This is a genomic window from Aeromonas sp. FDAARGOS 1403 (assembly GCF_019047325.1).
GTDB lineage: Bacteria > Pseudomonadota > Gammaproteobacteria > Enterobacterales > Aeromonadaceae > Aeromonas > Aeromonas dhakensis.
Map to the genome: position 1 here is coordinate 2,451,669 of NZ_CP077249.1, position 20,231 is coordinate 2,471,899.

The following is a 20,231-nucleotide window of genomic DNA, read 5'->3' on the forward strand; positions in this document are numbered from 1 at the left end:
TTGCTTTCGCTAGTATCAAAGAGGAGGTTTATCTACTGATATTTGTGTCAGCTGAGTTGGTTGCTTATTCCAGCTAGGTTTCTCGTGCGGTATTTCACCGCAGCAATCAATGAGGTCTTTAAGGATGAAAACAATTATCTCTGTAGCGATTACAGCCATGCTGTTGGTGTTTTCTCAAAGTGCGTTGGCTGCTTATCTCGATTTCTCTCCGAATTGGGATGCGCCATCCACAAAGCCAATGAGTAAAAGGGCTGCTACCAACGTGGTCATGCAGTGCAAAGCAGTCGCGGCTTATAGCAACATGGCTGGAGCCAGGTCGGGGGCTATGGTTGTAGCTGGTCCTCATGAAACAGCGACGGATAACAAAACCCACCTGACGGTGCGGCTCTATAAGGACAATGTGCATGAGAAGTCATGCCACGTGTACACGGGCAAGAATTTGGACTACAGCAGCTGTAACTGCGAATATGTCGATTAACGTGTTGTCACGATGCGCCTGCTTTTGCGGGCGCTTCTTCTTTCTGACATCCCAGAGTACTCCAGGGAATGCTCTGGGATGTCCCCTGAGTCGTTCAGGAGGCACCTTGTCACCTTCCTGCCCCACATTCCGGATTGAACGGGTTAGCGGGGATCTGGCGGGCCAGCAGATTGTGTGCGGTGACAGCCCTGTCCTGGTTGTTAAAGAGCGAGCTCAGCCGAATTTGGCGTGAGCGAAGCCAAAGCATCCTTGTGGTGCTTGAGAAAGAGGCTTTGGCTACGGCGCTATAAGGGAAGCGCCAGACCCGGGTCAGACGGCGTTGCGGTGGAACTCGGCGCGCCAGTGGAGGAGGGCGCCGTGCTTGGTGATGCCGGCGGTGCGCTTCTGGGCGGCGCGTGCGGCAACGATGTGGTGTTGCTCGGCGGCCATCATGGCCAAGTGCAGACGTTGCTTGATGTTGCGGCGGCGAGCGGCGTTGCCATTCAGGCGGTCAGTGATGGCTGCCACCACCTGGTCGGCACGTTTTGCGGCCCTGGAAAAAATGTGCTTGGTCATGGTACATTTGCTCCTGTTGACGAGTTGGTCCTCGTTAACTCCCTTCCTAGCTTTTGGCTGGATGGGTCCTGTTGCTGGGGTTGGTCCCCTGGTGACATCTGATTGGGGTGGTCCCCCAGTCCTTCGAAGCCCGCCTTGTGCGGGCTTTGTCGTTCTTACGCGCTGGTCAGGCGCTTTTCTTATGCCCTGGTTAGGGGCTGGGTCCTGTTGCTGGTTGTCGATGATGCTTCTCAACCGGTTGAACACTGAGCCAATGCTCATGCGGTTGAGTGTGCTCCCGCGCTCGACGGGAGCAACTCGTTACGCTGCCGCTTGCAGGCTTGCTGCACGTGCCCGGTGTTCCTTACCCGCCTCGGTCTTGACGGTGTAGAAGAGGCCACCTCCGCGGCGTTTGCCGAGGTCGGTGATGTCGGTGATCACCGCCGGTACGGAGACGCGAGTACGGGGGTTGGTGTACTGCACTTGGTCATTCACTTTCATGAGTTGGTCCTCTGGTTTGGTTTGGTTTGGTTTGGTTTGGTTTTGCGCTCTATCTATGAGCGATTCGATTGTTTTACCGAACAAGGCGAAGGTTAATATTGAAGAACATTAACGTCAATGAAAAATGTTCGCTAAAACGAACTTTTTTTGGAGGCGGTGCCGTCGCCCCCTAAATGACAGGCACAAAAAAGCCCGCGTGAAGCGGGCTTGATGGGGATGGGGTGGGCTACTCCTTTACGTCACGGCGTAGTTCTACCATCCGCCCATAAACAATTGCATCTTTGATTGGCACAGTGCCAAGACGCTGATCATCTGTTACAAGGCTGATGCCTGATAGGCCATCAAGGGCTTTGAGAAGCCTATGCTGCTTGTTGTCACCTAACTGGACTAAAAGTATGTCTTCATGACTGGGGGCTCTGTCTGCCAAGTCAATCACGCAGATATCACCAGTCTTGATGCCGGAGCCAGCAAGATTGTCATCGTTGGCAACCACACCAATGAGCTGCCCGTCTAACTCGCTAAATATATGGCGTCCGCTATCCAGGGTTGAGAGCGCATCAGACGGATGCTTCCCCAGTTCTGACATCTCCCATACAGGTACTTTCCCGAGGTTGGTGTCGGTCACATAGGTACCACTTTCCTTGCCGGTGTAGAGCCAGAGCGGGTCACAGCCAAGGGCTTTGGCAATAGAGAGAAGGCTACTCACTCGCAAATCTTTTAACGGGTCCGACAGCAGGACGGAGATCACGGCCTTGCTGATCCCTGACTTGCGCACTAGGTCAGCCTGCTTGTAGCCACGCTCCTTCATCATGTATTCCAGTCGATCTCTAAAAGAGGTCATGTCGTTCCCGTTCGCTAATTAAAACACAGATGTATTTTCACCTATTGCATGTCCGGAATGTCGATGATTGACATGTTCGCAAAACCGAACCAAAATGGCGCCTCCACTATAAGGGAGCAACAAAGGACCCTGACCAATGAAAAAACAGGACGCCATCAATTTCTTTGGCGGCAATAACGCTCTTGCCCGGGCGCTGGGGGCAGGCAAAAGCACCGTGTCTGAATGGCCTGAAGTCATTCCGGAGCAGTTTGCAACCCGCATCCACTTCAAGTCCGGAGGAAAGCTGGATTTCGGTTTGGAAGATTACCGTCCTGTTCAACAGGACTCTAAGCAGGCCGCCTAACCACCGGCCCGCTTTCCCACCCAACACAGAGGACCAACTCCATGGGAAGAATATCGCTCCCCGATCATGAAAAACTCGACACGCTGTCACCGCTGAAGGTGCGTGGCACCCCGGGCCAGCGCCAGGTGTGGCAGGAAGTGGGAGCAGAACTGCGCATGACCGAAACCGCATTTGCCCGCACCTCTTTGCTGATCCTTCTCAAGGCCATATCTCAACATGAGCCGCAAATCCTGACGAGGGCCGTAAAACGGGCCAATCGGAGCCTGCTTGAACAGGGATATCCGCCTGTGACCGTCGAGGAGATCCTGGACGGCTCTGGCCTTCCCGAGCGCGGCTTGCTCCAGTTCAGTCCGGAAGACGAGTCCGCCTACAACGAGGAGCGCCCGCTGCGCCCCCTGCAAAAACTCATCAACTTCGTCCTCGGGAGGTAACCACATGACCACGCAACTTCGCCCGCCGCGCCCGGCATCCCAGCATGTCAGCGATCGGGACAACATCATCCTGAAATCGGTCATGCATGAGCTGGCCCTGGCCCTCGATGAGCCGCTGATTTCGACTGCCCACGCCGCGGGCACCGACCGCCAAGCTGTCCGCCTGGCTCGTGAGCTTGAGGCACGCACCCTTGAACGCGCCGAGAAGCAGCCTAGCGCCTAATTTATTCAGGCCCGCTTAACCACCGGGCTTCATACCAGGACCCATCCAATGACCAATTCAACCATGGCCCATGGGGGCCACCCACTGCCTCATGATCTCGACCACTGCCCGCGATGCGGCAGTGAACTGCGATCCGGTACCGATGACCACGCATTTGAGTGCCAGGCCTGCGCCTACACCGAGCAGGAGGTGGGCCATGCATCCTAAAGAGTTTATCGATCGCCATGTGCGCCAGCTCCTGCTTGCCGACGGATATTCTGACGAAGCTACACACCTGGCCTGCAAAGAGGCAGTGAGCCACTACGAGAAAACATCGGGTTTCCGTAAGGGGGCCGTGTTCTCGGAGTGTCTGCGGGTCGCCAAGCGCATGGCCAAGCTGGTCCAGAAGAAACAGCGCCAGCAGGCGAGAGAAGGTAAGAAGAAAGGGAAGGTGCCGGCATGAGCATGCTACTGATGGCAAAGGCCATGAGTATCAAGGTGGGTAATCCACTTCGGAAGTTGGTGCTGATCAAGCTGGCGGACAACGCCAGCGATACCGGCGAATGCTGGCCGTCATACCAACACATTGCAGATCAGTGTGAGATCTCTCGGCGCTCAGTGATTAATCATATCGATGCGCTATGTGACTCGGGGCTCCTGACTAAGGAATCTCGGGTAGGACCTCAAGGGAAGAGATCGAACGTCTATGTGCTGACATTGGATGGTGCAGGAGCTGCACATCCAGAGGTGCAGGAGATGCACATAGAATCAGTAACTCTTTAGAACCAGTCATTGATCCAAAGATCCCCCCTGTATCCCCCCAGGGGAAAAAACGCCCAGACAGTGGGCCGCCACGACGAGGTACACGCTTGCCGAACGAATGGGTGCTTCCAGGCGAGTGGGGGAGGTGGGCTATGCAGGAGACTGGACTCCCCAGAGAGCGGATCCTGCTGGAGGCGGCCACGTTCGCGGATTACTGGCAGGCGCTGCCCGGCGCCAAGGCCGTCAAGCTGGACTGGGAGAAGACCTGGCGTAACTGGATTCGCCGTGCTGCCAGCTCGTTTCGGACCACAGCACAGCGCAAGCCGCTGGAAAACCTACAGGCGGCGCAGCAGGCCGCTAAGGCACTCAGGGAATCGGGGAGGGGGAACTATGACGACAGCACTCCGCTATGACGAGGCGACGGCCCTGAGCGCATCAGGGGATGTACTGCAGGTCAGCGCCCGCATGTCGGTGTTCCTGGCCGAAGAGCTGCTGCCGCTGATGGCCGGACTTTGGCCTGCCAGTGCCAACCAGCTGGACAGCAATGCCCGCGGCGTGGCGCTGGCCTGGGGAAGCATGCTCAGGGGGTTCAATGCACAGCAGATCCGCGAGGCGGTGCTGCAGCTTGGGGAGGATGTCGAGCGGCAGTTTGCGCCACGGCCAGCGGAGGTGCGGGCTGCGATCTTGCGGAATAATCCAGTTCCCCGCGCCGCGTCAGTTGGCCGCCAGGTGTCCCTGCGAGTGTGTGAGATGGAGGCTGAGGTGAGAGTTTACCTACGGAATCGCAGTGTGCCGGCAGAGGCGGTTGCAGCCGAGCTGCAAAAGGTGTTGGCTGAGAAAGCCCGGCAAGGTGTGAGTGTGATGGGGGCGTAACTTGAGGGGCCTGGTACGAAGCAGCACAGCCCTGAGTTCTACCTGGAGGCGGGGCAACGTGGGGTTGCAAGCCTCAAGGCGCTGTTCAGGAGGGGGAGGGATACACCGGCCTGAGGCCGGTGTCAGGTGATAACTAGAGCTGTATACGCATCAGACCATCTTTATCACTTAAATCAATACATGGAAAAATACCACGTGTTGCGAATCACTCTTAAACGCTTAGCTATAATTTTTCTGCGTAAATCTCTCGACCAAATGGTGGTGATGTCTTCGTGCTGTCGTAAAGCTTATATTTTGCAACAATACTTTTATCTTCGCGTAATTCAGTTACATCATAAGAATCTGTGTCATATCCGCCCTTCACTTTCCACACATGATTAGTGACTAACAACTCATGGTTCTCAGGGGTTTTTAAATGATGACGATATTCTTCATAAAGCCGAGTATTATTTGGCTGAGGTATTTCACTTTCAGTCCCTATACTTTCCAGCACCAACTGAAGTTCTGACTCTGAAGTTTTTATTGACTCAACAACTTCATCATCGGTCTCAAATAGTTTAAGCAACTTAGAAAGGCTAAGAATATGAAATGAACGGCCATCAGTTTTTTCTCTAAACTCGTCAACAAGCTCGAACCTTGGATAGAGAGCAGCCCTGCCACTTTGATGCCACCAATCTGCTTTTTCATCACCTGATACAAAAATCACATGTTTATTTCTCGCTATAGCCAAATTCAATAGCTCATGCCATATCAAAAGATCGCCAGCTTGATTTTGTTCTTTACCACCATCTTTATATCCCGGTGGTAGTTTTAGCTTATTTCGTCTAGCAAGATCTTGGGATATTTCCTCGAGGTTTAGTTCATCATCATTAAGAACTCGGTCTGATAACACCTCATGGTACATTTTACTTACAGGATCATTCCAACCCCACGCTTGAACGGCGCTCAAGGTTTCACGTATTTGCTTTTGGTATGCCTGTATTGCATCTTTTAATCCTGCTTCTAAAGCTAAGACTTCCTGATACTGTTCTAAGCTACTTAGCAAAGGATGAGCACCCACAAAACAAAAGCTTTGATTAGATTTTTTCTGCAATGACTCATTGATGTCTGCTAACTTTTTGGCTCTGTTATCTAAATACTCTCTTACAGCCTGCGCAGGCAAAAATATTTGATCAGTTACAACTAATGCTTGATATAAATCTTTGATTGCTTCGACATTTTTCACATCTGTTGTAAATGGTAGCAATAGCACGTTTGCATCAAGGATTATCAAAGCCTCATCTTTTATGTCGGAAATAGGCTCCAAATTGAAGCTGAAAGATTTTCTTGGTGAAGGATATATCTCTTTTTTATTAAACTCATTAGTCATTTTGAATTGTCTTACCTTCGTGCAAATAAAAAATTATAACACCGTGTTAAGTAGTGAACAGTGCAACACAAAACCTGTAACATGCCACCTTGAACAATTTGTTATGTTTTTAAGTGCTAATCATGCTTTGAGAAGAAATCTAATACATCTTTATTTTTTACTCGGCTATAAAATGAACTCAAATCAATACCATACTCAGAATAGTCCTTATTTCTAATGATCACTTTACCTTCAGGATGCAAGCAAAATAGTTCAACTGCACTTGGAATATCATTTCCATTAGTCAATAGAAAATCAAAAATAACACCATCGAGAACTACTGATTCCATTTTAATGCTATTACCATAATAACCTTGTGAAAATGGCATCAGCAGTCCAGTTTGAAACTTTCCTGAAATATAACCTTTAGAAACCAAAATAGGAAAATCCTGAACGCTGAAGGATAAATCTTGATCTAACCAATCGCGAATTTTATCTTCATAAGATTCAAGATTGTAATCAGAAAAGAATGGTAGCTTTGAAATACTCATACGCCATAAAATAGACATTAACGCCTTTTTTACTAGATCATAATTAACACCATTAACTAGAGCATTATCCCCATAATAAGTTAATGACATAACTTTACTTTCTTCGACAGACAAAAAGCGCATAAACAGGCTTAACTCTCGTTCCCACAATGATAGCTTTGTTTCACACTTTTGGCATAGCAAATTCTCTCGGAAGCCTTTTTGGTGAACTTTACCACCAATTTCATTTGCTGCAATTGGCATGAACTTATGCTTGCTTGTATATACATTTTTATATAAAAACTCTGGAATAATATGAGAGCCTAATAGCTCAACGTTTGTGTCACCACATAGTTTACAATTTGAGATATAAGTCAAAATTTCACCTTTAATTGAATTGGGTCATAGCAGTGATTAGATGGAAGGCGGTACTAACACGTTAGTACCGCCTTCCATCTAACTCCGCTCCGTCCTGATAACTACCACGAAAAAAGATCCTGTATATGTGGGCCAAATAGATATCCGAACATGTTTTAGGTCGGCAAACGCATTAGCTACCGCCCCTAGGTTACAGCCCCCAGATTGCTGCTTTTGATCGGTGATCTGATGACAGTTCCTTGTCATAGGTAAGCCTTGCATGGAGCTTGGTACCTTATTTGAATAGTATCTCATATGGTTCCTTGTGTGGAACTGAATGAGTAACGAATCAGGAGGGGATCACAGATTTGCAGGGAGGCTTCGGGGGAGGGTAGAGCGGGAGAGAAGCACCCGCTCAAGATGGGAAGAATCAGACACAGACGACGGGGTTGGCTCGGAAAATAACGTCTCGGTGATAGGCAAGGTATCGGGCTTGACTGGGTTCAAAGGGGTCGACGTTCAGGGGCAGCTCAACTCCCCACTGCAGCAGTGTTTGCTCGATGCTGGGCTCGGCACACAGCAGGTCGCCGGTGTCAGTGAAGGTAATCCAGCCTCGGTCGAACAGCTTGTCGATGTGAGGGGAGAGTAGCAGGCCGTTGTTCCCATCCAGGCGCTCGGCGTTATCACTCTCACTCCAGGGTTTGATGTGGCTGGCAATCAGCAAAGCCTTGTTGGTTACACCGGTTACTCTAGAACCTACGGATGAGATCAAGTGCAAGCATTTTACGCTGTCTATTGTTACTCATTTTCATCAACCAATATAATTTCCTCCGCAAGATCAATACATGATAGAGAGTTTCTTATTCTAAGGTAGCATTTGATTAACTCTCTTGTTTGTATGTTAATGTCGTGCTCCCTATCGTTTATATATTGGCCTATAAATTCATCCTTTGTCATATTTTCATGCAAGGATTGTAGCTGCATAATTTCTATTAACGTTTCTTTTGATGGTGGTTTATTTTTAACAAGTAGTCGCTTATCAATGGGGACATCTAGGCATCGAGCAGGTTTTCCTTCGTCGTCAATCATGAACGTAACTCGGTAACTTGATTTAGTCACTCTGAAATTCATTCAGCCTCGCTATAATAATTTGTAGAATGTCAAAATGGATTATATTTCAATGGTATAACTGCCTGAGATAGTAACTCATATAGTTCTGGTTGTTGAGCACAATGAGAAGTAAGTCAGGATCAGGAGGGGATCACCGATTTTGTGGGAGGGGGTGGAAGAACGGATACTCCGACTCAGAAGCGGCGCAGAGAGCCGCTCCTGAGCTGCTCGTTAAGTGCCCGCAGGACGTGATTGAGTCTCAGGAAAGTATCATGATTGCGGCTGAGCCTGCACTGTCTGGAGAGTTTCCTGCGGGAAAAAAAGTGGGGTCGGGAGGCTTGTGAGCAGGCTTCGACCTTGGAACTGAAGACTAAATCTGTAAAAGCTCATAGATTAGTTAATTATGCTGTTGCCAGTTTATGCGCGGCGTGTCCTATTTTTAATATCTAATTGATATTGTTCAGAGTTATGCCAAGTTGGGATGTAAATCACAAACGGTCAATCTCAATTCTAGAGCGTAGCTTTCTCACATCAGACTCAATTTGTTGCATTGCTTCATTCATTAAATGGTGTGTGTTTTTAGCAAGTTGATCTAGTATTGGAGTTATATCTTCGTTGGCTTCCGTCTCACTCATCCCTGCTCCCATTGAATTACCTTTAGCTAAATCGGCTTCTTTAATATACTCAGCGACATCCGAACGTAGTTTTATGAATTTTAACTCAAGGTCATTAGATATATACAGCTGGTCTTTCATGATTATTTTTTTTAACTTATTATAAGTGGTGATATATACATGCCCCCATTCCTCTGTCAGCTCTACCAAAAAGTCTTCATTCATTCCTGTAAAATATTCATTCTTTATCTTAAGGAGTTCCGAGTAGGTCTTTATTCGGTTTTTAAAGAAATCCTGGTAAACCTCGATAGATATTCCACTGAATTGTTCCCTCTCTTTCATTTCTAATTCAGCTCGTTTTTTGAAGTCTTCAATAGAAAAGTTATGCTTGGACTTCAAGATTTCTAGTTCTTGAGAGTATTTTGCAGTTGTTTGTTTTGCAATTCTATCTGTCCAAATCTTGCCAAGAAAATGTGCGAAGCCTGCAATTATGACTGAAGCGCCACCTAATGATGCAAGTATTGAAGCTGCCGTTTCTAGATACATATAGCGTTCCTATGTTTAATGACGCCCTTCACAGGGAAAAAATAACTTTACTATTGCTCTAACCACCGAATTGCTACTGTGAGTGTGCAGATGACATTCCTTGTCATTGGTAAGCCTTGCATGGAGCTTGGGTACCGTGCGGGAATTGTATCTCAAATGGTGCTGGTTGTTGAGCGAAAAGAAGGGGGATTTGAGAGAGGATCACAGATTCAAAGGCCGAAGCTGGGGCCGTGTGGGAGTAGGCCATGTTGCGGTGGGCCTACTTCTTGGTCAGTCCCGCTAGGCTGCTAGTCGATGAACATGTGCGATGTAACCAGTGAAAGTGAGACACCGGTTTGAGGCCGGTGTCAGGCGATAACTAGATCTGTAGAACATATGTACGCACTACTCAGGATCACTTGTCAAATATGCTAGAGTCCTTTCCATTTGCTCTTCAGCATTCTTACCATATTTTTCTCTGACTTCTTCATATTGACTTGCAATGATAAGAATATACATGAAGATATTATTTATGGTTTCGTCATCTAAAATTGAGTGTATATTTTCTATAAAGATTTCTTCATCTTCAGCGTCTAAATAATCTACATGTACTACACGCTTATCAACCCAGTCTTTAATAACTGTTTTTAATGTCATTCCTTTCGAGATTTCTTGATTGAAAAACTCATCTATGGATTTTGCATACTGTTCAAGATCCCTTGCTTTATAAGTACTTTGAAGCGTGCTATTGAATTCATATCTGGCATTTTCTAAAAATAAAGCTCGACAGTCGACCAATATAGAATTCACATAAACTTCGTAGTCCAGTTCACTTATATCTTTCTCCTCTAATACTTTGTGTACCTTTTTTCTTAGAATGGAGAATTTTCTATAGAAGACTTCTTCGATACGGTTTTGTTTGTAATAGAGTCCCTTATCAAGGGCGTTCAATAACTCCTCTTTTGTTTCAATTTTTCCTAGATATTTGCTTGTGCGTTTTTTATCCATGTCTTCAGTCATGTTTAACTCTCTAACTCTCTTAGCAAATTGAGTGTTGCGTTTGGTTTAACTATCATGTTTGAACAACGTATCTTCATTGTTTGATATATGTGTTTTAGTTTTTACATCACATTTGGATAAGTGCTCCATGTGCATACTATCTTAAAGTAACATTAAGTGAAGTCAAATGAGTATATGATGTGATGATGCTCTGATTATCCAAAAAATCTCATTAAAAGCGACCGGTTACTAAACAGTACTTCTTAGTTCTAATTGGTGACAGAAATTCTCAACAGTGGGTACCATTGCCAATGCCGGACCTAGACCACCCGGCTTTGAGTAACCAAAGGACCCATACCATGACCAAACCACATACCCGAGATCTATCTGCGGCACGCCCTCGCGGCTGCGGCAGTATCCGCAGCATCAAGCCTATCGCCCCTCAGTACACTCCCGAGCAGATCAAGTTGTTCAAGAAGCTGGTGAGTGCCCAGGATGGGGAGGTGTTCACTACCTCTCGTCAAATTGCTGAACTGTTTGAGAAGGAGCATCGCAACGTACTGCGAGCTATCCGCTTGCTCGAATGTGACGAGGAATTCACTGCGCTCAATTATGAGCTGACTGATTTCATTGATAAAAATGGCGATCCAAGACCCGAGTACCTGATTACGAAAGACGGCATGGTGTTCTTGGTCATGGGATTTACTGGCAAAAAGGCTGCCCAGTTCAAACTGCTCTACATCCGAGCGTTCAACTGGATGATGGAACAACTCCACGAGAATCGAGATCTGCAGCATCTCCTGCACGACTTTGCTAGGCGGGAGGCTCTGTCTGTCTCCAAAGGTTCTTTCCATGGACAAGGGCTGGCCCAGCGACGCATAGAGAAACGAGCGCTGGGCCTAGAGCAAGCCCAACTCAATGTTCGAGCGCAACTTTCCCTTGAACTGACAGGGACTGATGCGGCATGAGCTCCTATCCCAAATATTTCCTCCGCAGCCCTGAAATCCGGTCCCGTGCTTGCCAGATGGTCGCTGGCCTGCCGGTTGACCAAGACAAACCACTGGTCATCGAAGTCAAAGAGATGACCCGTTCCCTGGCCCAGAATTCAATGCTCTGGGCATGCCTCACCGACATCGCCGAGCAAGTTGTCTGGCACGGCCGCAAACTCGCCAAGGAAGACTGGAAGCATGTGCTCAGCGCCGCGCTGTACCAGCAGGACGTTGTGCCGAATATCGACGGCAACGGCTTCGTAGTGCTGGGCAAGTCCACTTCCAAGATGACCGTGCGCGAGATGCGAGACCTCATCGAGCTGGCCCAGGCCTTTGGTGCTGAGCAGGGCGTGAAGTTCGGGGATGAATCCCGCCGCGGCTTCGACTGGGTAGCCGCCTACGGGAGGGCTGCATGAGCAAGACCAAGGCTGATAAGCAGTGGTTGGACGATGTGAGCTCTCTTGGCTGCGTTGCATGTAGGAATGCCGGGTATGGCGCCGCGCCTGCTGAAATCCATCATGTGCGCTCCGGGTCTGGCATGGCCCAGCGCGCCGAGCACACTCGAGTGCTGCCCCTTTGCCCCCGGCACCACCGAGCTTGCTACCCCACCGGTTTCCACGCCGCCCCCAGGAGCTGGCAGGTTGAGCACGGCAGCGAGGAGACCCTGCTGGAGCAGGTAGCCCGGGAAGTGGCCGAGCTGCGCAAGAACATCATCGGGAGGGCGGCATGATCACTGCGATCGTTTACTGGATGATGAAATTTCAATTTGGCGTGGACTGGTCCTATTGGAGCCTAGTTCTGCCGGTGATAACTGATTTGGTGATCATTGGCGCGTTAGAAAAATGGAGTGGCTGCCTGTGATCCGTCTATCAGCTATCGACGCTGCTCGCATGTTGGACAAACACCCGAAAGCCAAGACTGTAGTGAACAAGGTCAAGAAGGCGCAGCAGGCGGATGCCCTGCACGGCAAGGTGCTGGCCCAGCTGGTTGGCTTCCCTGACCCCACAACCGAGCTGGTATTCCACCCCAAGCGCCGCTGGCGCCTCGACTTCGCCTGGCCCACCCGCATGATCGCCGTCGAGATCCATGGCGGGATCCACTCCGGCGGTCGGCATACCCGGGGGAGGGGATTTGTAGAAGACCGAGCCAAGATGAACGAGGCCGCCTTGCTCGGGTGGACTGTCATCGAAGCCACGCCCGAGCACATCAAATCCGGCCAGTTGCGCGCCTGGCTGCTCGCCGCCTTCAACCAGGACCCAGACCAGAGGACTAAACCATGACTAACTCTATTGAAATGGCTCTGCGCCTATTCTCGCCGAAAGGGGCGCTCCACGAGCCCGCCGCCGGCAGGCAGTTCAATGCTCTGGGCCGGGACGAGTTTATCGGCGCCCTGCAGGTTGCTGCGAAGAACAACCCCCTGGGGCTCCAGTTCCTGATGGCCGATCACCTCAGTGATGAGGGGGCGATTCAGGGACTGCTGGCCCACTTCTGTACCGCTCTTGGCAGCAGTGATGCCGGCGGCATGGCCATGGCTATCCTACTGCGCCGCCCTTTGCCTGAGCAGTTGGAGCGCCTGGTGATGTCCCACCCGCATTATGACAAAGAGCGCCGCCGGGCTGCCGTGGTGATGGAGAAGGCAAAGCGTGCGCACCGTTCTGGCAATGACCATGAGTACCAGCGCCTGCTGGATGAGCGGAACGGGATCTTGTCCCTAGCCAATGACCACTGTGTGGCCGAGATGATGCAATCAGGGCGCTGCCCGCACTGCAGGGGAACCGGATTGCGGCCACGCCGCGGTGATGAGTGCCCGAAGTGCCATGGTACCGGGCGAGTAGTACCCGATGCTGAGTTGGTGTCGCGCCGGTTCGGCCAGGAGATGCGTCAGCATGTCGAGCGGTTGGTTGATGAGGTGATCCACCAAGCGTCAGATCTGGCCAAGGTCATGGATCGGCAGGTGAGCAAAATGAGGGCGGCTTAGCAGGGGGAGCACTTATACCTTTCTATGGTGTACTTTGTGAATCGCAAGAATGAAATGGAATGGGGTGTGATTATATAAGGCATTGAAATAAAACATTTTAATTGTTGTTTTTGGGTTGTGAATAGCACTGAGAGTGCAACAATGTTGTTGACGTCGTGGAATCCATTAGCCATGATTCGGGCTGTAAACAGGTTTGCAAACGCAAAAAAAAAGGCCCGAAGGCCTTTGGTGTTTACACGTTATTGGTTAACGATTGGAGCACTTCTACGAGGGTTTTGATGGCAGTCAAAACACTGATTATTACCGGAAGCGCTTCTTTCAGAGAGGACAATGCTTGTAACATTGACCCTCTGCTTTCTGAAGACCCTGCAGTGTGTAACTGTGGGGTCTTCGTATTTTCGGCCGTAGCCGATCTTTGTCGCCCTTTCGAGCGCCTTGATTTTGCCATGTAGGATCTCCCTCTGGCGGTGGATAAATTGTCTGGTATTGCATCATCCCATTTCTCCATTTTGATACCTGCTCAGTGTCACTGAGCTCGGTCTCTTGAGCCCTAATCCCAAGATATAGTGTTATTTTGAATTCGCACTACAAGATAATTAGGTCAGCCCGGCTTTGCAATCTGTGGATAAGTGATTGTCTGTGGATAAGTCGTGGGTGTTCCGCTTTGTGTTAGTGGACGCTCACAGCGAGTGGGTTTTCATCCGTCCGATCCAGTAAATGCAAGTCTGATGATCGAACATGGAAAATTTAAATAACTTTTTTTGCTTGCGAAAACGGGGGCTTCATTACCCTGAACCTCTTGTTACGTAAGGGCTGTGGGAGAAGCGAGTCCATTTTTTGCTAATATGCAATTTGTGTGACGAGTCGCACGATAGAATTTTGGCCTACCCCCAGGCCTTGACATCTTTCATCCTTCAAGGAAGCGCATGGAAAGTAAGCTGAGGACCCACGCTCAACGGGTCGCCGGATGGGGTCTTCTCTATGGTGATTTCTTCGACGTTTACGATGTCGTTGAGGCTTTTGACATCTCAAGTGCGCAGGCTGGCAAGCTGATGAACTACCTGCGCACCTCCGATTGGGTGGAAAAGTCCGTGAAGGTTCGTCGCGGACTGAGAGAAGAGGGGAAAGCGCCAAAGCGCGTTTTTATTAAGGTGCTTTGTATTCACCAAGAGCCGGCCCCCAGGATGGATAGGGTGCCACCAGATCCAAAGTGGAAGCCAATTCAGCAACAGCTAGCAAAGCTAGTGAAGCTCATGCCTTCACCGAAGGCAGCTCGTTGAAACATGTGGTATAGCGAGGGCTGAGCTGCTCCCGCTTCATCATCCATTCCCGGGTATCCCGGCCGCGGGCCGCGAAGTAGACCTTGCCCAGCCGCCCATGATTGATCTTGTCGATGACCTGCATCAGCGCCTCGCTGCGTGGTGATTGCTGCTTCGCAGCGAACAGGTCGCCCTGCTGCATGTGTGCCGGGGTGAAGTCGGCCAGCATGATGCCGCCCTTCTGATAATGCTGCTCATCGCGCCAGATGCGGGGGAGTAGTTGGGGGATCAGTGCCAGCAGCGCCCGGGTGTCATTGGTGGACATGGCTAGCTTGGTGCTCACCTGGTTGCCGTAGTATGGGGCCTTGTCGCTGAACGGGCTCGTGCGGATGAACAGGGTGACGTGGCGGCAGCACATCCCTTCCCCCCGGAGCTTCTCCGCTGCCCGCTCCATATAGCCGGCCAGCGCCTGGTGCATGGGGCCGATCTGGGTGATGCGCTCGCCGAAACTCCGGCTGCAGATGATCTGTTGCTTGGCCTGGGCCTCTTGCTCCAGCTCGGCGCAGGGGATCCCCCGCAGCTCCTGCACCGTACGTTCGACCACCACGCCATACCGGCGCCGCAGTGCCTTGGGGTCAGCGCCTACTAGATCGGCCACCATCTTGATCCCTTGGGCTTCAAGCTTGGCGGTTAGCCGGCGGCCAATGCCCCATACCTCCTCGATCGGGGTGATGGCCATCAGCCTGGCGCGCCGCCCTTCATCCCGCAGATCTACCACGCCCCCGGTAGCCGGCCACTTCTTGGCGGCGTAGTTCGCCAGCTTGGCCAGGGTCTTTGTCGGTGCAATACCCACTCCGACGGTGAGGCCCGTCCATTGCAGCACCCGCTCGCGGACTTGGCGGCCATACTCCACCAGATCGCCCGCCCATCTCTCGCTCAGCTCAATGAACGCTTCATCGATACTGTATACCTCCACCGCCGGGGCCATCCCCTCCAGAATGCTCATCACCCGCTGGCTCATGTCACCGTAGAGCGCGTAGTTGCTGGAGAACCAGACCCCGCCCATGGCCTCAAAGAACTGGCGGATCTGGAAGTAGGGGACCCCCATCTTGATGCCTAGCGCCTTGGCCTCCGCTGAGCGGGCCACCACACAGCCGTCGTTGTTGGAGAGCACCACTATGGGCCGTCCCTTCAAGTCAGGTCGGAACAGCCGCTCGCAGGAGGCGTAGAAGTTGTTCACATCAACCAGGGCAACAGCACTGTGTTTGTTCATGGGGTTGGCATCAGGTGCACGACACCGGTCACCACTCCGAAGATTTCCAGCTCCTGCCCCTCACTGAAATGGATGGGCCGATAGGCCCGGTTGCCAGGCAGCAGCGCTATCGATGGCTCAAGCTGCAGCTCCTTCACCGTGAATTCGCCATCGACCGCGGCGACCACCACGCTGCCATGCCGCGCCTTGCGGCTGCGGTCCACTATCAGCAGGTCACCATCACGGATCCCGTGATCCACCATGCTGTCACCGGCTGCCCGAACGAAGTATGTTGCCGCCGGGTGTGCGATGCAGAGCTGGTTCAGGTCGATGGTTTGCTCCACATAGTCCTGGGCGGGAGACGGGAAGCCGCAGGCGGCCGGGGAGAGGAACAGGGGGATTTCCAACGCCGGGGCGTCAAGGTCGGGAACTGCGTACATGTTTGGAACTCTATTGTGCTGTATATAAATACAGTATAGCGTTGAGCAGAAGTAAGATCACCGTGAGGCGATTGAAACCAGGCCTGGTGGGGTCATCTGATGATTTCCATATGTCGGCATGAGGTGATGCTTGGTTGGACGAGCCGCATGTGTCATTGAGCGCAGATGAGGAAGACGTCTATTGCACTCGCCGCCTCCATTGCTGGATTCAATGAGGGATACTAGAGTTTGAGTCCACAGCGCTTTCATAGGTGGACAGGATGAATACCTTGCTAGCTCTTATCCCACTACTTGCGGCCCTGGGATCCCAAGGCCATAGCGATGGTGCATACCTGACCTGTGACTCCTTTGTCGAAGATGCGAAGGCCTACTCGGTGCGGGATAGGGATGAATTGATTGCATTGCGCACTGAGGTGCGTGATGCAACAGATCTAGCCTACTTCGAGAGGCTCTATTCAACCTCATCCGAGAAACTGCTTGCTGCATATGCCCAAGAAGATGGGTTGAGCCAGGGGCAAGCCAAGGTGAAAGCCTTCCGAGATACTCAAGTATGGGAAGAGGCTTTGCTAAATATCGGGATCTCTATGCAAGGGGTCACACAAGACACTGAATGGAACAGAGTCTTCAAAGACTGTCTCGATACTATACAGGCCCCTCATTAATTACATGTTTATTAACCTGCGCGAGAGCATTGTTTATACACAGTTTCTGCTGCCAGCAGGGAAATACTTGAGGTAGGCGTGTAATCTGATGAGCCTTTCAACATGGTGGCTTGAATAGCTTCTACATTCTTACCTGTACGTATGCGTTCTTCGATCTGCTGCCAGGTGTCATAAGGGCCAAAATTCATGTACTCTTCAGGCACGAACCTGATCGTATGGTTCATTTTTGCTTTTTTATTATCATCCCATGATTTTTGCCCTGCGTATTTCACCGCATAATAGATACTTTTTCGTGTCCTTTCCGAAACGTTAGCGTCAGACATCGCATTTAAGAGAATGCGGTCAGCACATTCCTTATTGCAATTTGCTGGTTGAGTCCAGTAAAGGTAATCATGAATTACGGCAGCTGGAGTGTACTGACCACAAGGAGGGAATACTGCCCAAAACATCCTTGGCACGCTTGCTAAATCTGTGGCGAATCCTCTAGGTGCAGTGATAACCATACCTGTTGTTGGGTCCCTATATTCCAAAGGTTGATAAAGCACCCAGTATTTCCCATCACCAGTTAATGTTGCTGTCATCGGTGTGGTCATAGGTGTTGTCGCTGCGCAGCCGCAGAGTAGCCCTGCGAGCAGAATCACTGAAGTCTTCACATGAACCTCCTTGTTCAATAATCAGCCTTAAACGTTAGGGCCTACAGTTGGATTTGCCAAGTCAATTACGACTTATCAGCAGAATTTTTTGTATGAGAAGCTCGTTGAAAGGTGCGTGCTGCGTTTGAGGCTGATCTAGTGATATATTGCTTCATCACTGATCTTTGGAATGGCGATGTGACTGCGGTGAAAAGACAAAAAATGAAGCACAAGGAGCTCATTGAAGCATTGAGTGGGTTAACTAGAGATCACATAGTACGTGCAGCGGAAACCTATCAGCACCTTGGCGGTGTAGTCCCAACCTATCAGGACTCCACTACATATGACCTGCTCGTTGATGAACAACGTTATCCTCCAAAAGCTATCCTGGGGTTGGCTGCTCAAAACCTCCTTGGCCATGAGTTTCCTTCGTCAAGGTTCTCTGGCGGCTTGAACAGCCCTTGCTTCAACATCTTAGAGAAGCTTGGATTTACAATTGTCAGCAAGGATGTGCCAACCCGCCTGCAGGTGTTCCATCATTATTCCCGCGAAGAGGTCGCGGCAATTCTAGCTCCTGGGGTGTCATTTACTCCGGGCGCTGGGTCATGGGGGCTATCCGGAATTGTCAGCAAGGCTCCGAGTGAAAGAGATTTTGTCTTCTTTGTTACTCTCGGTATGCATGAGAGTAATGACTATGATGATGCCCTGACTGAGGATGGCCTTCTTATCTGGAAGTCGCAGAACCAACAAACACCGGATTCTCCTCAAATACAGCGGTTGGTTGAGCATGACGAGAATATCCATAACGCTCGGTTGTTCCTCCGAACATCGAAAAAGGAGGACTACACCTACATGGGGCCGCTGGCCTTCAATGATTGGGATCCCCTGTCAAAGAACCCTGTCCATTTCACTTGGAGACTCTTGACCTGGCCTTTGCCATCGGACGTCCGTTCCCACTTCTCAGCGTACATCCGACCTGCCTTATCACCCCTGTATCATCCCGAACCGGAGCAAGCCCAGCCCGGGACCTTGACGGAAGGACTGCCGCCGAAGGCTACTCAGAAAACAGGAAAAGGAGGGAAGGGGGCCAAAGGTGGCATTGTCGACTGGGCAGCCAGAGAACAGAGAAACAGAGACTTAGGCTTAGCTGGTGAGCTCCTGGTTATGGCGCATGAACAAGAGCGGTTACGTGAAGCTGGACGTAACGACCTGGCCGCGAGGGTCGAGCATGTTGCCTTGAGTGATTCTGCTGCTGGATACGACATTCTTTCATTCAATCTGGATGGAGGGGAGAGGTTCATTGAGGTCAAGACCACCACAGGACCGGCTTCCACACCGTTCTACATAAGCGAGAATGAGAGGATGGTCTCTCGAAAGCACCAAGAGCAATTCTGCTTATACCGGGTACACAGTTACTCTCGCGAGGCAAATAGCGCAGAGTTTTATGTGAAAAATGGTGATATCTCGACAGGTTTTGAGCTGGTACCTACGACCTACAAAGCAATCCCAGTCTGACAAGGAGGAGAAATGGGACTTTTGAATAGTGCAGGGCTAATAGTTCTTACTACGGCTTTTCTGTTCGCGTCAAGCACGGCATATACCAATGCATTGCTGAGAAGACTGGGACTAGATTCTGATTTAATGGAACGCAGTTTTCATCAAGTTCTTTATCATGGTTTTATCATCAACCTACCATATTTTATGGCTTTGCCGTTTGTTTTGTTTATTATAGCGTTCACTGCATATGAAATAAAAATGGAAATGCATAGGATGTTCAGGGCTTCTAATCATAATAGATTTTCAAATGCTCGCAGAGTTCTCAAGCCATTGAGGAGGATTGGGATCAAGTTTAGAAGAGAGAGCTATATTATGAGACGGCTCGGAAATATAAGGCTAGCAACCTGGATGGCTCTCTCTTGTGCCATCTTATGTATATTTGCCATTGTAAATCATGAGCGGCAAGGTGGAGTTGATGCACTGGCAAATATTGAAAAGATAAAGAATGGTGATGCCCCCCTCGTTTACATTGATGGTGATGAAAAAGGATATCCTTTTTTGTATTGTGGGGCAAAAAATTGTGCTGTGTATGATAAAGAGAATGACCGGGTTAAATATTTTGCTCAAGATTCATTTTCAGTGAGTAGAGAAGAAACATCGAAGTTCAAACCAGAGCAGAAGTGAAAATTTGGCATAGAGGTATTAGGCGTTGAAGGAAAATACAATTTTATTGTTACCCAGGGATTTCTTTAAACGACAGTTGATAGTGGTCTTATGCCTTTTTGTGGCATTCCCTGTTGCAATGACTCTCATAACGCCCCAAAAAAATCATGTACCAGTGGTGAGCTGGCTCATCATTACTGTGGAGTTTCTAGTGCTAGGCATGCTGTACCCATACAGCAGGTATGCTGTTCAGCGCATCATTGACTACTGGCATGGGGATGAAAATGTTGTCTATGACGCGTCAATAAAATGCTCATTCGATCGGAAATTTGCAAAATTGATGGTGAGCTTGGTTTGCCTGTTGGTACTGGGACCGATGTGTCTTATCGTGCTTCTGGTGAAGCGTTGGAG

Annotated in this window: 30 protein-coding genes; 18 read left to right on the top strand and 12 right to left on the bottom strand. The window is 50.0% G+C overall.

All coding sequences use genetic code 11. The features are described 5' to 3' along the window. The first annotated feature begins 124 nt into the window (after window positions 1-124). The gene (locus I6L33_RS11640; protein WP_213343039.1) at window positions 125-478 is read left to right on the top strand and encodes a hypothetical protein; all 354 of its coding nucleotides are present in this window, start codon (window positions 125-127) and stop codon (window positions 476-478) included. 309 nt (window positions 479-787) lie between these two features. Here I6L33_RS11640 and I6L33_RS11645 read toward each other — a convergent pair whose 3' ends face one another. The 3 genes from I6L33_RS11645 to I6L33_RS11655 form a co-directional block, all read right to left on the bottom strand. Then, window positions 788-1,033: a hypothetical protein gene (locus I6L33_RS11645; RefSeq protein ID WP_135319756.1), complete on the bottom strand. Its 246-nt coding sequence runs from the start codon at window positions 1,031-1,033 to the stop codon at window positions 788-790. A gap of 300 nt (window positions 1,034-1,333) precedes the next feature. After that, on the bottom strand, window positions 1,334-1,513 hold the full coding sequence (locus I6L33_RS11650; protein ID WP_011705891.1) for a hypothetical protein: 180 nt from the start codon (window positions 1,511-1,513) through the stop codon (window positions 1,334-1,336). A 226-nt stretch (window positions 1,514-1,739) separates the two neighbouring features. Then, window positions 1,740-2,354, bottom strand: a complete 615-nt coding sequence (locus I6L33_RS11655) for a helix-turn-helix transcriptional regulator (RefSeq protein ID WP_231586280.1) — start codon at window positions 2,352-2,354, stop codon at window positions 1,740-1,742. 136 nt (window positions 2,355-2,490) lie between these two features. Between I6L33_RS11655 and I6L33_RS11660 the strand changes: the two genes are divergently transcribed. From I6L33_RS11660 to I6L33_RS11685, 7 genes are all read left to right on the top strand, one after another. Further along, complete coding sequence (locus tag I6L33_RS11660) at window positions 2,491-2,697, top strand: Cro/CI family transcriptional regulator (protein ID WP_017766133.1); 207 nt, start codon at window positions 2,491-2,493, stop codon at window positions 2,695-2,697. A 41-nt stretch (window positions 2,698-2,738) separates the two neighbouring features. Beyond that, window positions 2,739-3,128: a hypothetical protein gene (locus I6L33_RS11665; RefSeq protein WP_216972540.1), complete on the top strand. Its 390-nt coding sequence runs from the start codon at window positions 2,739-2,741 to the stop codon at window positions 3,126-3,128. A 4-nt stretch (window positions 3,129-3,132) separates the two neighbouring features. Continuing rightward, the gene (locus I6L33_RS11670) at window positions 3,133-3,351 is read left to right on the top strand and encodes a hypothetical protein (RefSeq protein ID WP_041218129.1); all 219 of its coding nucleotides are present in this window, start codon (window positions 3,133-3,135) and stop codon (window positions 3,349-3,351) included. A 196-nt stretch (window positions 3,352-3,547) separates the two neighbouring features. Beyond that, on the top strand, window positions 3,548-3,793 hold the full coding sequence (locus tag I6L33_RS11675) for a hypothetical protein (protein WP_216972541.1): 246 nt from the start codon (window positions 3,548-3,550) through the stop codon (window positions 3,791-3,793). Beyond that, window positions 3,790-4,113 (top strand): helix-turn-helix domain-containing protein, encoded by a 324-nt coding sequence (locus tag I6L33_RS22030; RefSeq protein ID WP_254204921.1) that lies wholly within the window; start codon window positions 3,790-3,792, stop codon window positions 4,111-4,113. Before I6L33_RS11675 ends, I6L33_RS22030 begins: the two co-directional genes overlap by 4 nt. A gap of 131 nt (window positions 4,114-4,244) precedes the next feature. Next, complete coding sequence (locus I6L33_RS22035) at window positions 4,245-4,505, top strand: hypothetical protein (RefSeq protein ID WP_017766139.1); 261 nt, start codon at window positions 4,245-4,247, stop codon at window positions 4,503-4,505. Then, window positions 4,483-4,965, top strand: a complete 483-nt coding sequence (locus I6L33_RS11685) for a hypothetical protein (protein WP_216972542.1) — start codon at window positions 4,483-4,485, stop codon at window positions 4,963-4,965. The genes I6L33_RS22035 and I6L33_RS11685 overlap by 23 nt, the downstream gene beginning before the upstream one ends. A gap of 223 nt (window positions 4,966-5,188) precedes the next feature. Here the strand turns inward: I6L33_RS11685 and I6L33_RS11690 are convergent, their stop codons facing one another. From I6L33_RS11690 to I6L33_RS11715, 6 genes are all read right to left on the bottom strand, one after another. Further along, window positions 5,189-6,334 (bottom strand): PIN domain-containing protein, encoded by a 1,146-nt coding sequence (locus I6L33_RS11690; RefSeq protein WP_216972543.1) that lies wholly within the window; start codon window positions 6,332-6,334, stop codon window positions 5,189-5,191. Window positions 6,335-6,450: 116 nt separating this feature from the next. After that, a complete protein-coding gene (locus I6L33_RS11695; protein ID WP_216972544.1) occupies window positions 6,451-7,221 on the bottom strand; it encodes a hypothetical protein in 771 nt (256 codons plus the stop codon). A gap of 409 nt (window positions 7,222-7,630) precedes the next feature. Next, on the bottom strand, window positions 7,631-7,972 hold the full coding sequence (locus I6L33_RS11700; protein ID WP_216972545.1) for an HNH endonuclease: 342 nt from the start codon (window positions 7,970-7,972) through the stop codon (window positions 7,631-7,633). Between the two features lie 26 nt (window positions 7,973-7,998). Continuing rightward, window positions 7,999-8,289, bottom strand: a complete 291-nt coding sequence (locus I6L33_RS11705; RefSeq protein WP_216972546.1) for a hypothetical protein — start codon at window positions 8,287-8,289, stop codon at window positions 7,999-8,001. 509 nt (window positions 8,290-8,798) lie between these two features. Continuing rightward, window positions 8,799-9,470 carry a hypothetical protein gene (locus I6L33_RS11710; protein ID WP_216972547.1) on the bottom strand — a complete coding sequence of 224 codons (672 nt, stop codon included), beginning with the start codon at window positions 9,468-9,470 and terminating at the stop codon, window positions 8,799-8,801. A 384-nt stretch (window positions 9,471-9,854) separates the two neighbouring features. After that, a complete protein-coding gene (locus I6L33_RS11715; protein ID WP_216972548.1) occupies window positions 9,855-10,469 on the bottom strand; it encodes a hypothetical protein in 615 nt (204 codons plus the stop codon). 338 nt (window positions 10,470-10,807) lie between these two features. Between I6L33_RS11715 and I6L33_RS11720 the strand changes: the two genes are divergently transcribed. The 7 genes from I6L33_RS11720 to I6L33_RS11745 all read left to right on the top strand — a co-directional run bounded on the left by I6L33_RS11720 (window position 10,808) and on the right by I6L33_RS11745 (window position 14,695). After that, the gene (locus tag I6L33_RS11720; RefSeq protein WP_216972549.1) at window positions 10,808-11,416 is read left to right on the top strand and encodes a Rha family transcriptional regulator; all 609 of its coding nucleotides are present in this window, start codon (window positions 10,808-10,810) and stop codon (window positions 11,414-11,416) included. Beyond that, complete coding sequence (locus I6L33_RS11725; protein WP_216972550.1) at window positions 11,413-11,853, top strand: recombination protein NinB; 441 nt, start codon at window positions 11,413-11,415, stop codon at window positions 11,851-11,853. The genes I6L33_RS11720 and I6L33_RS11725 overlap by 4 nt, the downstream gene beginning before the upstream one ends. Next, the gene (locus I6L33_RS11730) at window positions 11,850-12,167 is read left to right on the top strand and encodes a Ref family recombination enhancement nuclease (RefSeq protein WP_216972551.1); all 318 of its coding nucleotides are present in this window, start codon (window positions 11,850-11,852) and stop codon (window positions 12,165-12,167) included. Before I6L33_RS11725 ends, I6L33_RS11730 begins: the two co-directional genes overlap by 4 nt. After that, window positions 12,164-12,298, top strand: coding sequence for a hypothetical protein (locus tag I6L33_RS22130; RefSeq protein ID WP_302054579.1), 135 nt, complete (start codon window positions 12,164-12,166; stop codon window positions 12,296-12,298). The genes I6L33_RS11730 and I6L33_RS22130 overlap by 4 nt, the downstream gene beginning before the upstream one ends. A 29-nt stretch (window positions 12,299-12,327) precedes the next feature. Next, a complete protein-coding gene (locus I6L33_RS11735; protein WP_254204922.1) occupies window positions 12,328-12,717 on the top strand; it encodes an endonuclease domain-containing protein in 390 nt (129 codons plus the stop codon). Continuing rightward, window positions 12,714-13,415 (top strand): TIGR02642 family protein, encoded by a 702-nt coding sequence (locus tag I6L33_RS11740; protein WP_216972553.1) that lies wholly within the window; start codon window positions 12,714-12,716, stop codon window positions 13,413-13,415. Before I6L33_RS11735 ends, I6L33_RS11740 begins: the two co-directional genes overlap by 4 nt. A 926-nt stretch (window positions 13,416-14,341) precedes the next feature. Continuing rightward, window positions 14,342-14,695, top strand: coding sequence for a hypothetical protein (locus I6L33_RS11745; protein ID WP_216972554.1), 354 nt, complete (start codon window positions 14,342-14,344; stop codon window positions 14,693-14,695). On the opposite strand, the gene umuC is transcribed toward I6L33_RS11745, so the two are convergent. Continuing rightward, complete coding sequence (umuC, locus tag I6L33_RS11750) at window positions 14,667-15,947, bottom strand: translesion error-prone DNA polymerase V subunit UmuC (RefSeq protein ID WP_216972555.1); 1,281 nt, start codon at window positions 15,945-15,947, stop codon at window positions 14,667-14,669. The two genes, I6L33_RS11745 and umuC, sit on opposite strands and share 29 nt — an antisense overlap. Then, on the bottom strand, window positions 15,944-16,366 hold the full coding sequence (gene umuD, locus I6L33_RS11755; RefSeq protein ID WP_041215973.1) for a translesion error-prone DNA polymerase V autoproteolytic subunit: 423 nt from the start codon (window positions 16,364-16,366) through the stop codon (window positions 15,944-15,946). Before umuD ends, umuC begins: the two co-directional genes overlap by 4 nt. A 260-nt stretch (window positions 16,367-16,626) precedes the next feature. Here umuD and I6L33_RS11760 point away from each other — a divergent pair, with 260 nt between their 5' ends. Further along, window positions 16,627-17,028 carry a hypothetical protein gene (locus I6L33_RS11760; protein WP_216972556.1) on the top strand — a complete coding sequence of 134 codons (402 nt, stop codon included), beginning with the start codon at window positions 16,627-16,629 and terminating at the stop codon, window positions 17,026-17,028. 11 nt (window positions 17,029-17,039) lie between these two features. Here the strand turns inward: I6L33_RS11760 and I6L33_RS11765 are convergent, their stop codons facing one another. After that, the gene (locus I6L33_RS11765) at window positions 17,040-17,681 is read right to left on the bottom strand and encodes a DUF1353 domain-containing protein (protein ID WP_216972557.1); all 642 of its coding nucleotides are present in this window, start codon (window positions 17,679-17,681) and stop codon (window positions 17,040-17,042) included. A 201-nt stretch (window positions 17,682-17,882) separates the two neighbouring features. Between I6L33_RS11765 and I6L33_RS11770 the strand changes: the two genes are divergently transcribed. Together I6L33_RS11770 and I6L33_RS11775 are read left to right on the top strand one after the other, a co-directional pair. Then, on the top strand, window positions 17,883-19,175 hold the full coding sequence (locus I6L33_RS11770) for a DUF3427 domain-containing protein (RefSeq protein ID WP_216972558.1): 1,293 nt from the start codon (window positions 17,883-17,885) through the stop codon (window positions 19,173-19,175). A 12-nt stretch (window positions 19,176-19,187) separates the two neighbouring features. Next, window positions 19,188-19,841 (top strand): hypothetical protein, encoded by a 654-nt coding sequence (locus I6L33_RS11775; RefSeq protein ID WP_211050878.1) that lies wholly within the window; start codon window positions 19,188-19,190, stop codon window positions 19,839-19,841. Window positions 19,842-20,231: the final 390 nt, after the last annotated feature.

Coding starts and splice junctions, on each gene's coding strand:
- I6L33_RS22035 (WP_017766139.1), top strand. CDS start 4,245: ATGCAGGAGACTGGACTCCCCAGAGAGCGGATCCTGCTGGAGGCGGCC.
- I6L33_RS11665 (WP_216972540.1), top strand. CDS start 2,739: ATGGGAAGAATATCGCTCCCCGATCATGAAAAACTCGACACGCTGTCA.
- I6L33_RS11710 (WP_216972547.1), bottom strand. CDS start 9,470: ATGTATCTAGAAACGGCAGCTTCAATACTTGCATCATTAGGTGGCGCT.
- I6L33_RS11650 (WP_011705891.1), bottom strand. CDS start 1,513: ATGAAAGTGAATGACCAAGTGCAGTACACCAACCCCCGTACTCGCGTC.
- I6L33_RS11685 (WP_216972542.1), top strand. CDS start 4,483: ATGACGACAGCACTCCGCTATGACGAGGCGACGGCCCTGAGCGCATCA.
- I6L33_RS11640 (WP_213343039.1), top strand. CDS start 125: ATGAAAACAATTATCTCTGTAGCGATTACAGCCATGCTGTTGGTGTTT.
- I6L33_RS11720 (WP_216972549.1), top strand. CDS start 10,808: ATGACCAAACCACATACCCGAGATCTATCTGCGGCACGCCCTCGCGGC.
- I6L33_RS11645 (WP_135319756.1), bottom strand. CDS start 1,033: ATGACCAAGCACATTTTTTCCAGGGCCGCAAAACGTGCCGACCAGGTG.
- I6L33_RS22030 (WP_254204921.1), top strand. CDS start 3,790: ATGAGCATGCTACTGATGGCAAAGGCCATGAGTATCAAGGTGGGTAAT.
- I6L33_RS11740 (WP_216972553.1), top strand. CDS start 12,714: ATGACTAACTCTATTGAAATGGCTCTGCGCCTATTCTCGCCGAAAGGG.
- I6L33_RS11655 (WP_231586280.1), bottom strand. CDS start 2,354: ATGACCTCTTTTAGAGATCGACTGGAATACATGATGAAGGAGCGTGGC.
- I6L33_RS11735 (WP_254204922.1), top strand. CDS start 12,328: ATGTTGGACAAACACCCGAAAGCCAAGACTGTAGTGAACAAGGTCAAG.
- I6L33_RS11715 (WP_216972548.1), bottom strand. CDS start 10,469: ATGACTGAAGACATGGATAAAAAACGCACAAGCAAATATCTAGGAAAA.
- I6L33_RS11690 (WP_216972543.1), bottom strand. CDS start 6,334: ATGACTAATGAGTTTAATAAAAAAGAGATATATCCTTCACCAAGAAAA.
- I6L33_RS11660 (WP_017766133.1), top strand. CDS start 2,491: ATGAAAAAACAGGACGCCATCAATTTCTTTGGCGGCAATAACGCTCTT.
- I6L33_RS11745 (WP_216972554.1), top strand. CDS start 14,342: ATGGAAAGTAAGCTGAGGACCCACGCTCAACGGGTCGCCGGATGGGGT.
- I6L33_RS11770 (WP_216972558.1), top strand. CDS start 17,883: ATGAAGCACAAGGAGCTCATTGAAGCATTGAGTGGGTTAACTAGAGAT.
- I6L33_RS11675 (WP_216972541.1), top strand. CDS start 3,548: ATGCATCCTAAAGAGTTTATCGATCGCCATGTGCGCCAGCTCCTGCTT.
- umuC (WP_216972555.1), bottom strand. CDS start 15,947: ATGAACAAACACAGTGCTGTTGCCCTGGTTGATGTGAACAACTTCTAC.
- I6L33_RS11670 (WP_041218129.1), top strand. CDS start 3,133: ATGACCACGCAACTTCGCCCGCCGCGCCCGGCATCCCAGCATGTCAGC.
- I6L33_RS22130 (WP_302054579.1), top strand. CDS start 12,164: ATGATCACTGCGATCGTTTACTGGATGATGAAATTTCAATTTGGCGTG.
- I6L33_RS11730 (WP_216972551.1), top strand. CDS start 11,850: ATGAGCAAGACCAAGGCTGATAAGCAGTGGTTGGACGATGTGAGCTCT.
- umuD (WP_041215973.1), bottom strand. CDS start 16,366: ATGTACGCAGTTCCCGACCTTGACGCCCCGGCGTTGGAAATCCCCCTG.
- I6L33_RS11760 (WP_216972556.1), top strand. CDS start 16,627: ATGAATACCTTGCTAGCTCTTATCCCACTACTTGCGGCCCTGGGATCC.
- I6L33_RS11705 (WP_216972546.1), bottom strand. CDS start 8,289: ATGATTGACGACGAAGGAAAACCTGCTCGATGCCTAGATGTCCCCATT.
- I6L33_RS11775 (WP_211050878.1), top strand. CDS start 19,188: ATGGGACTTTTGAATAGTGCAGGGCTAATAGTTCTTACTACGGCTTTT.
- I6L33_RS11725 (WP_216972550.1), top strand. CDS start 11,413: ATGAGCTCCTATCCCAAATATTTCCTCCGCAGCCCTGAAATCCGGTCC.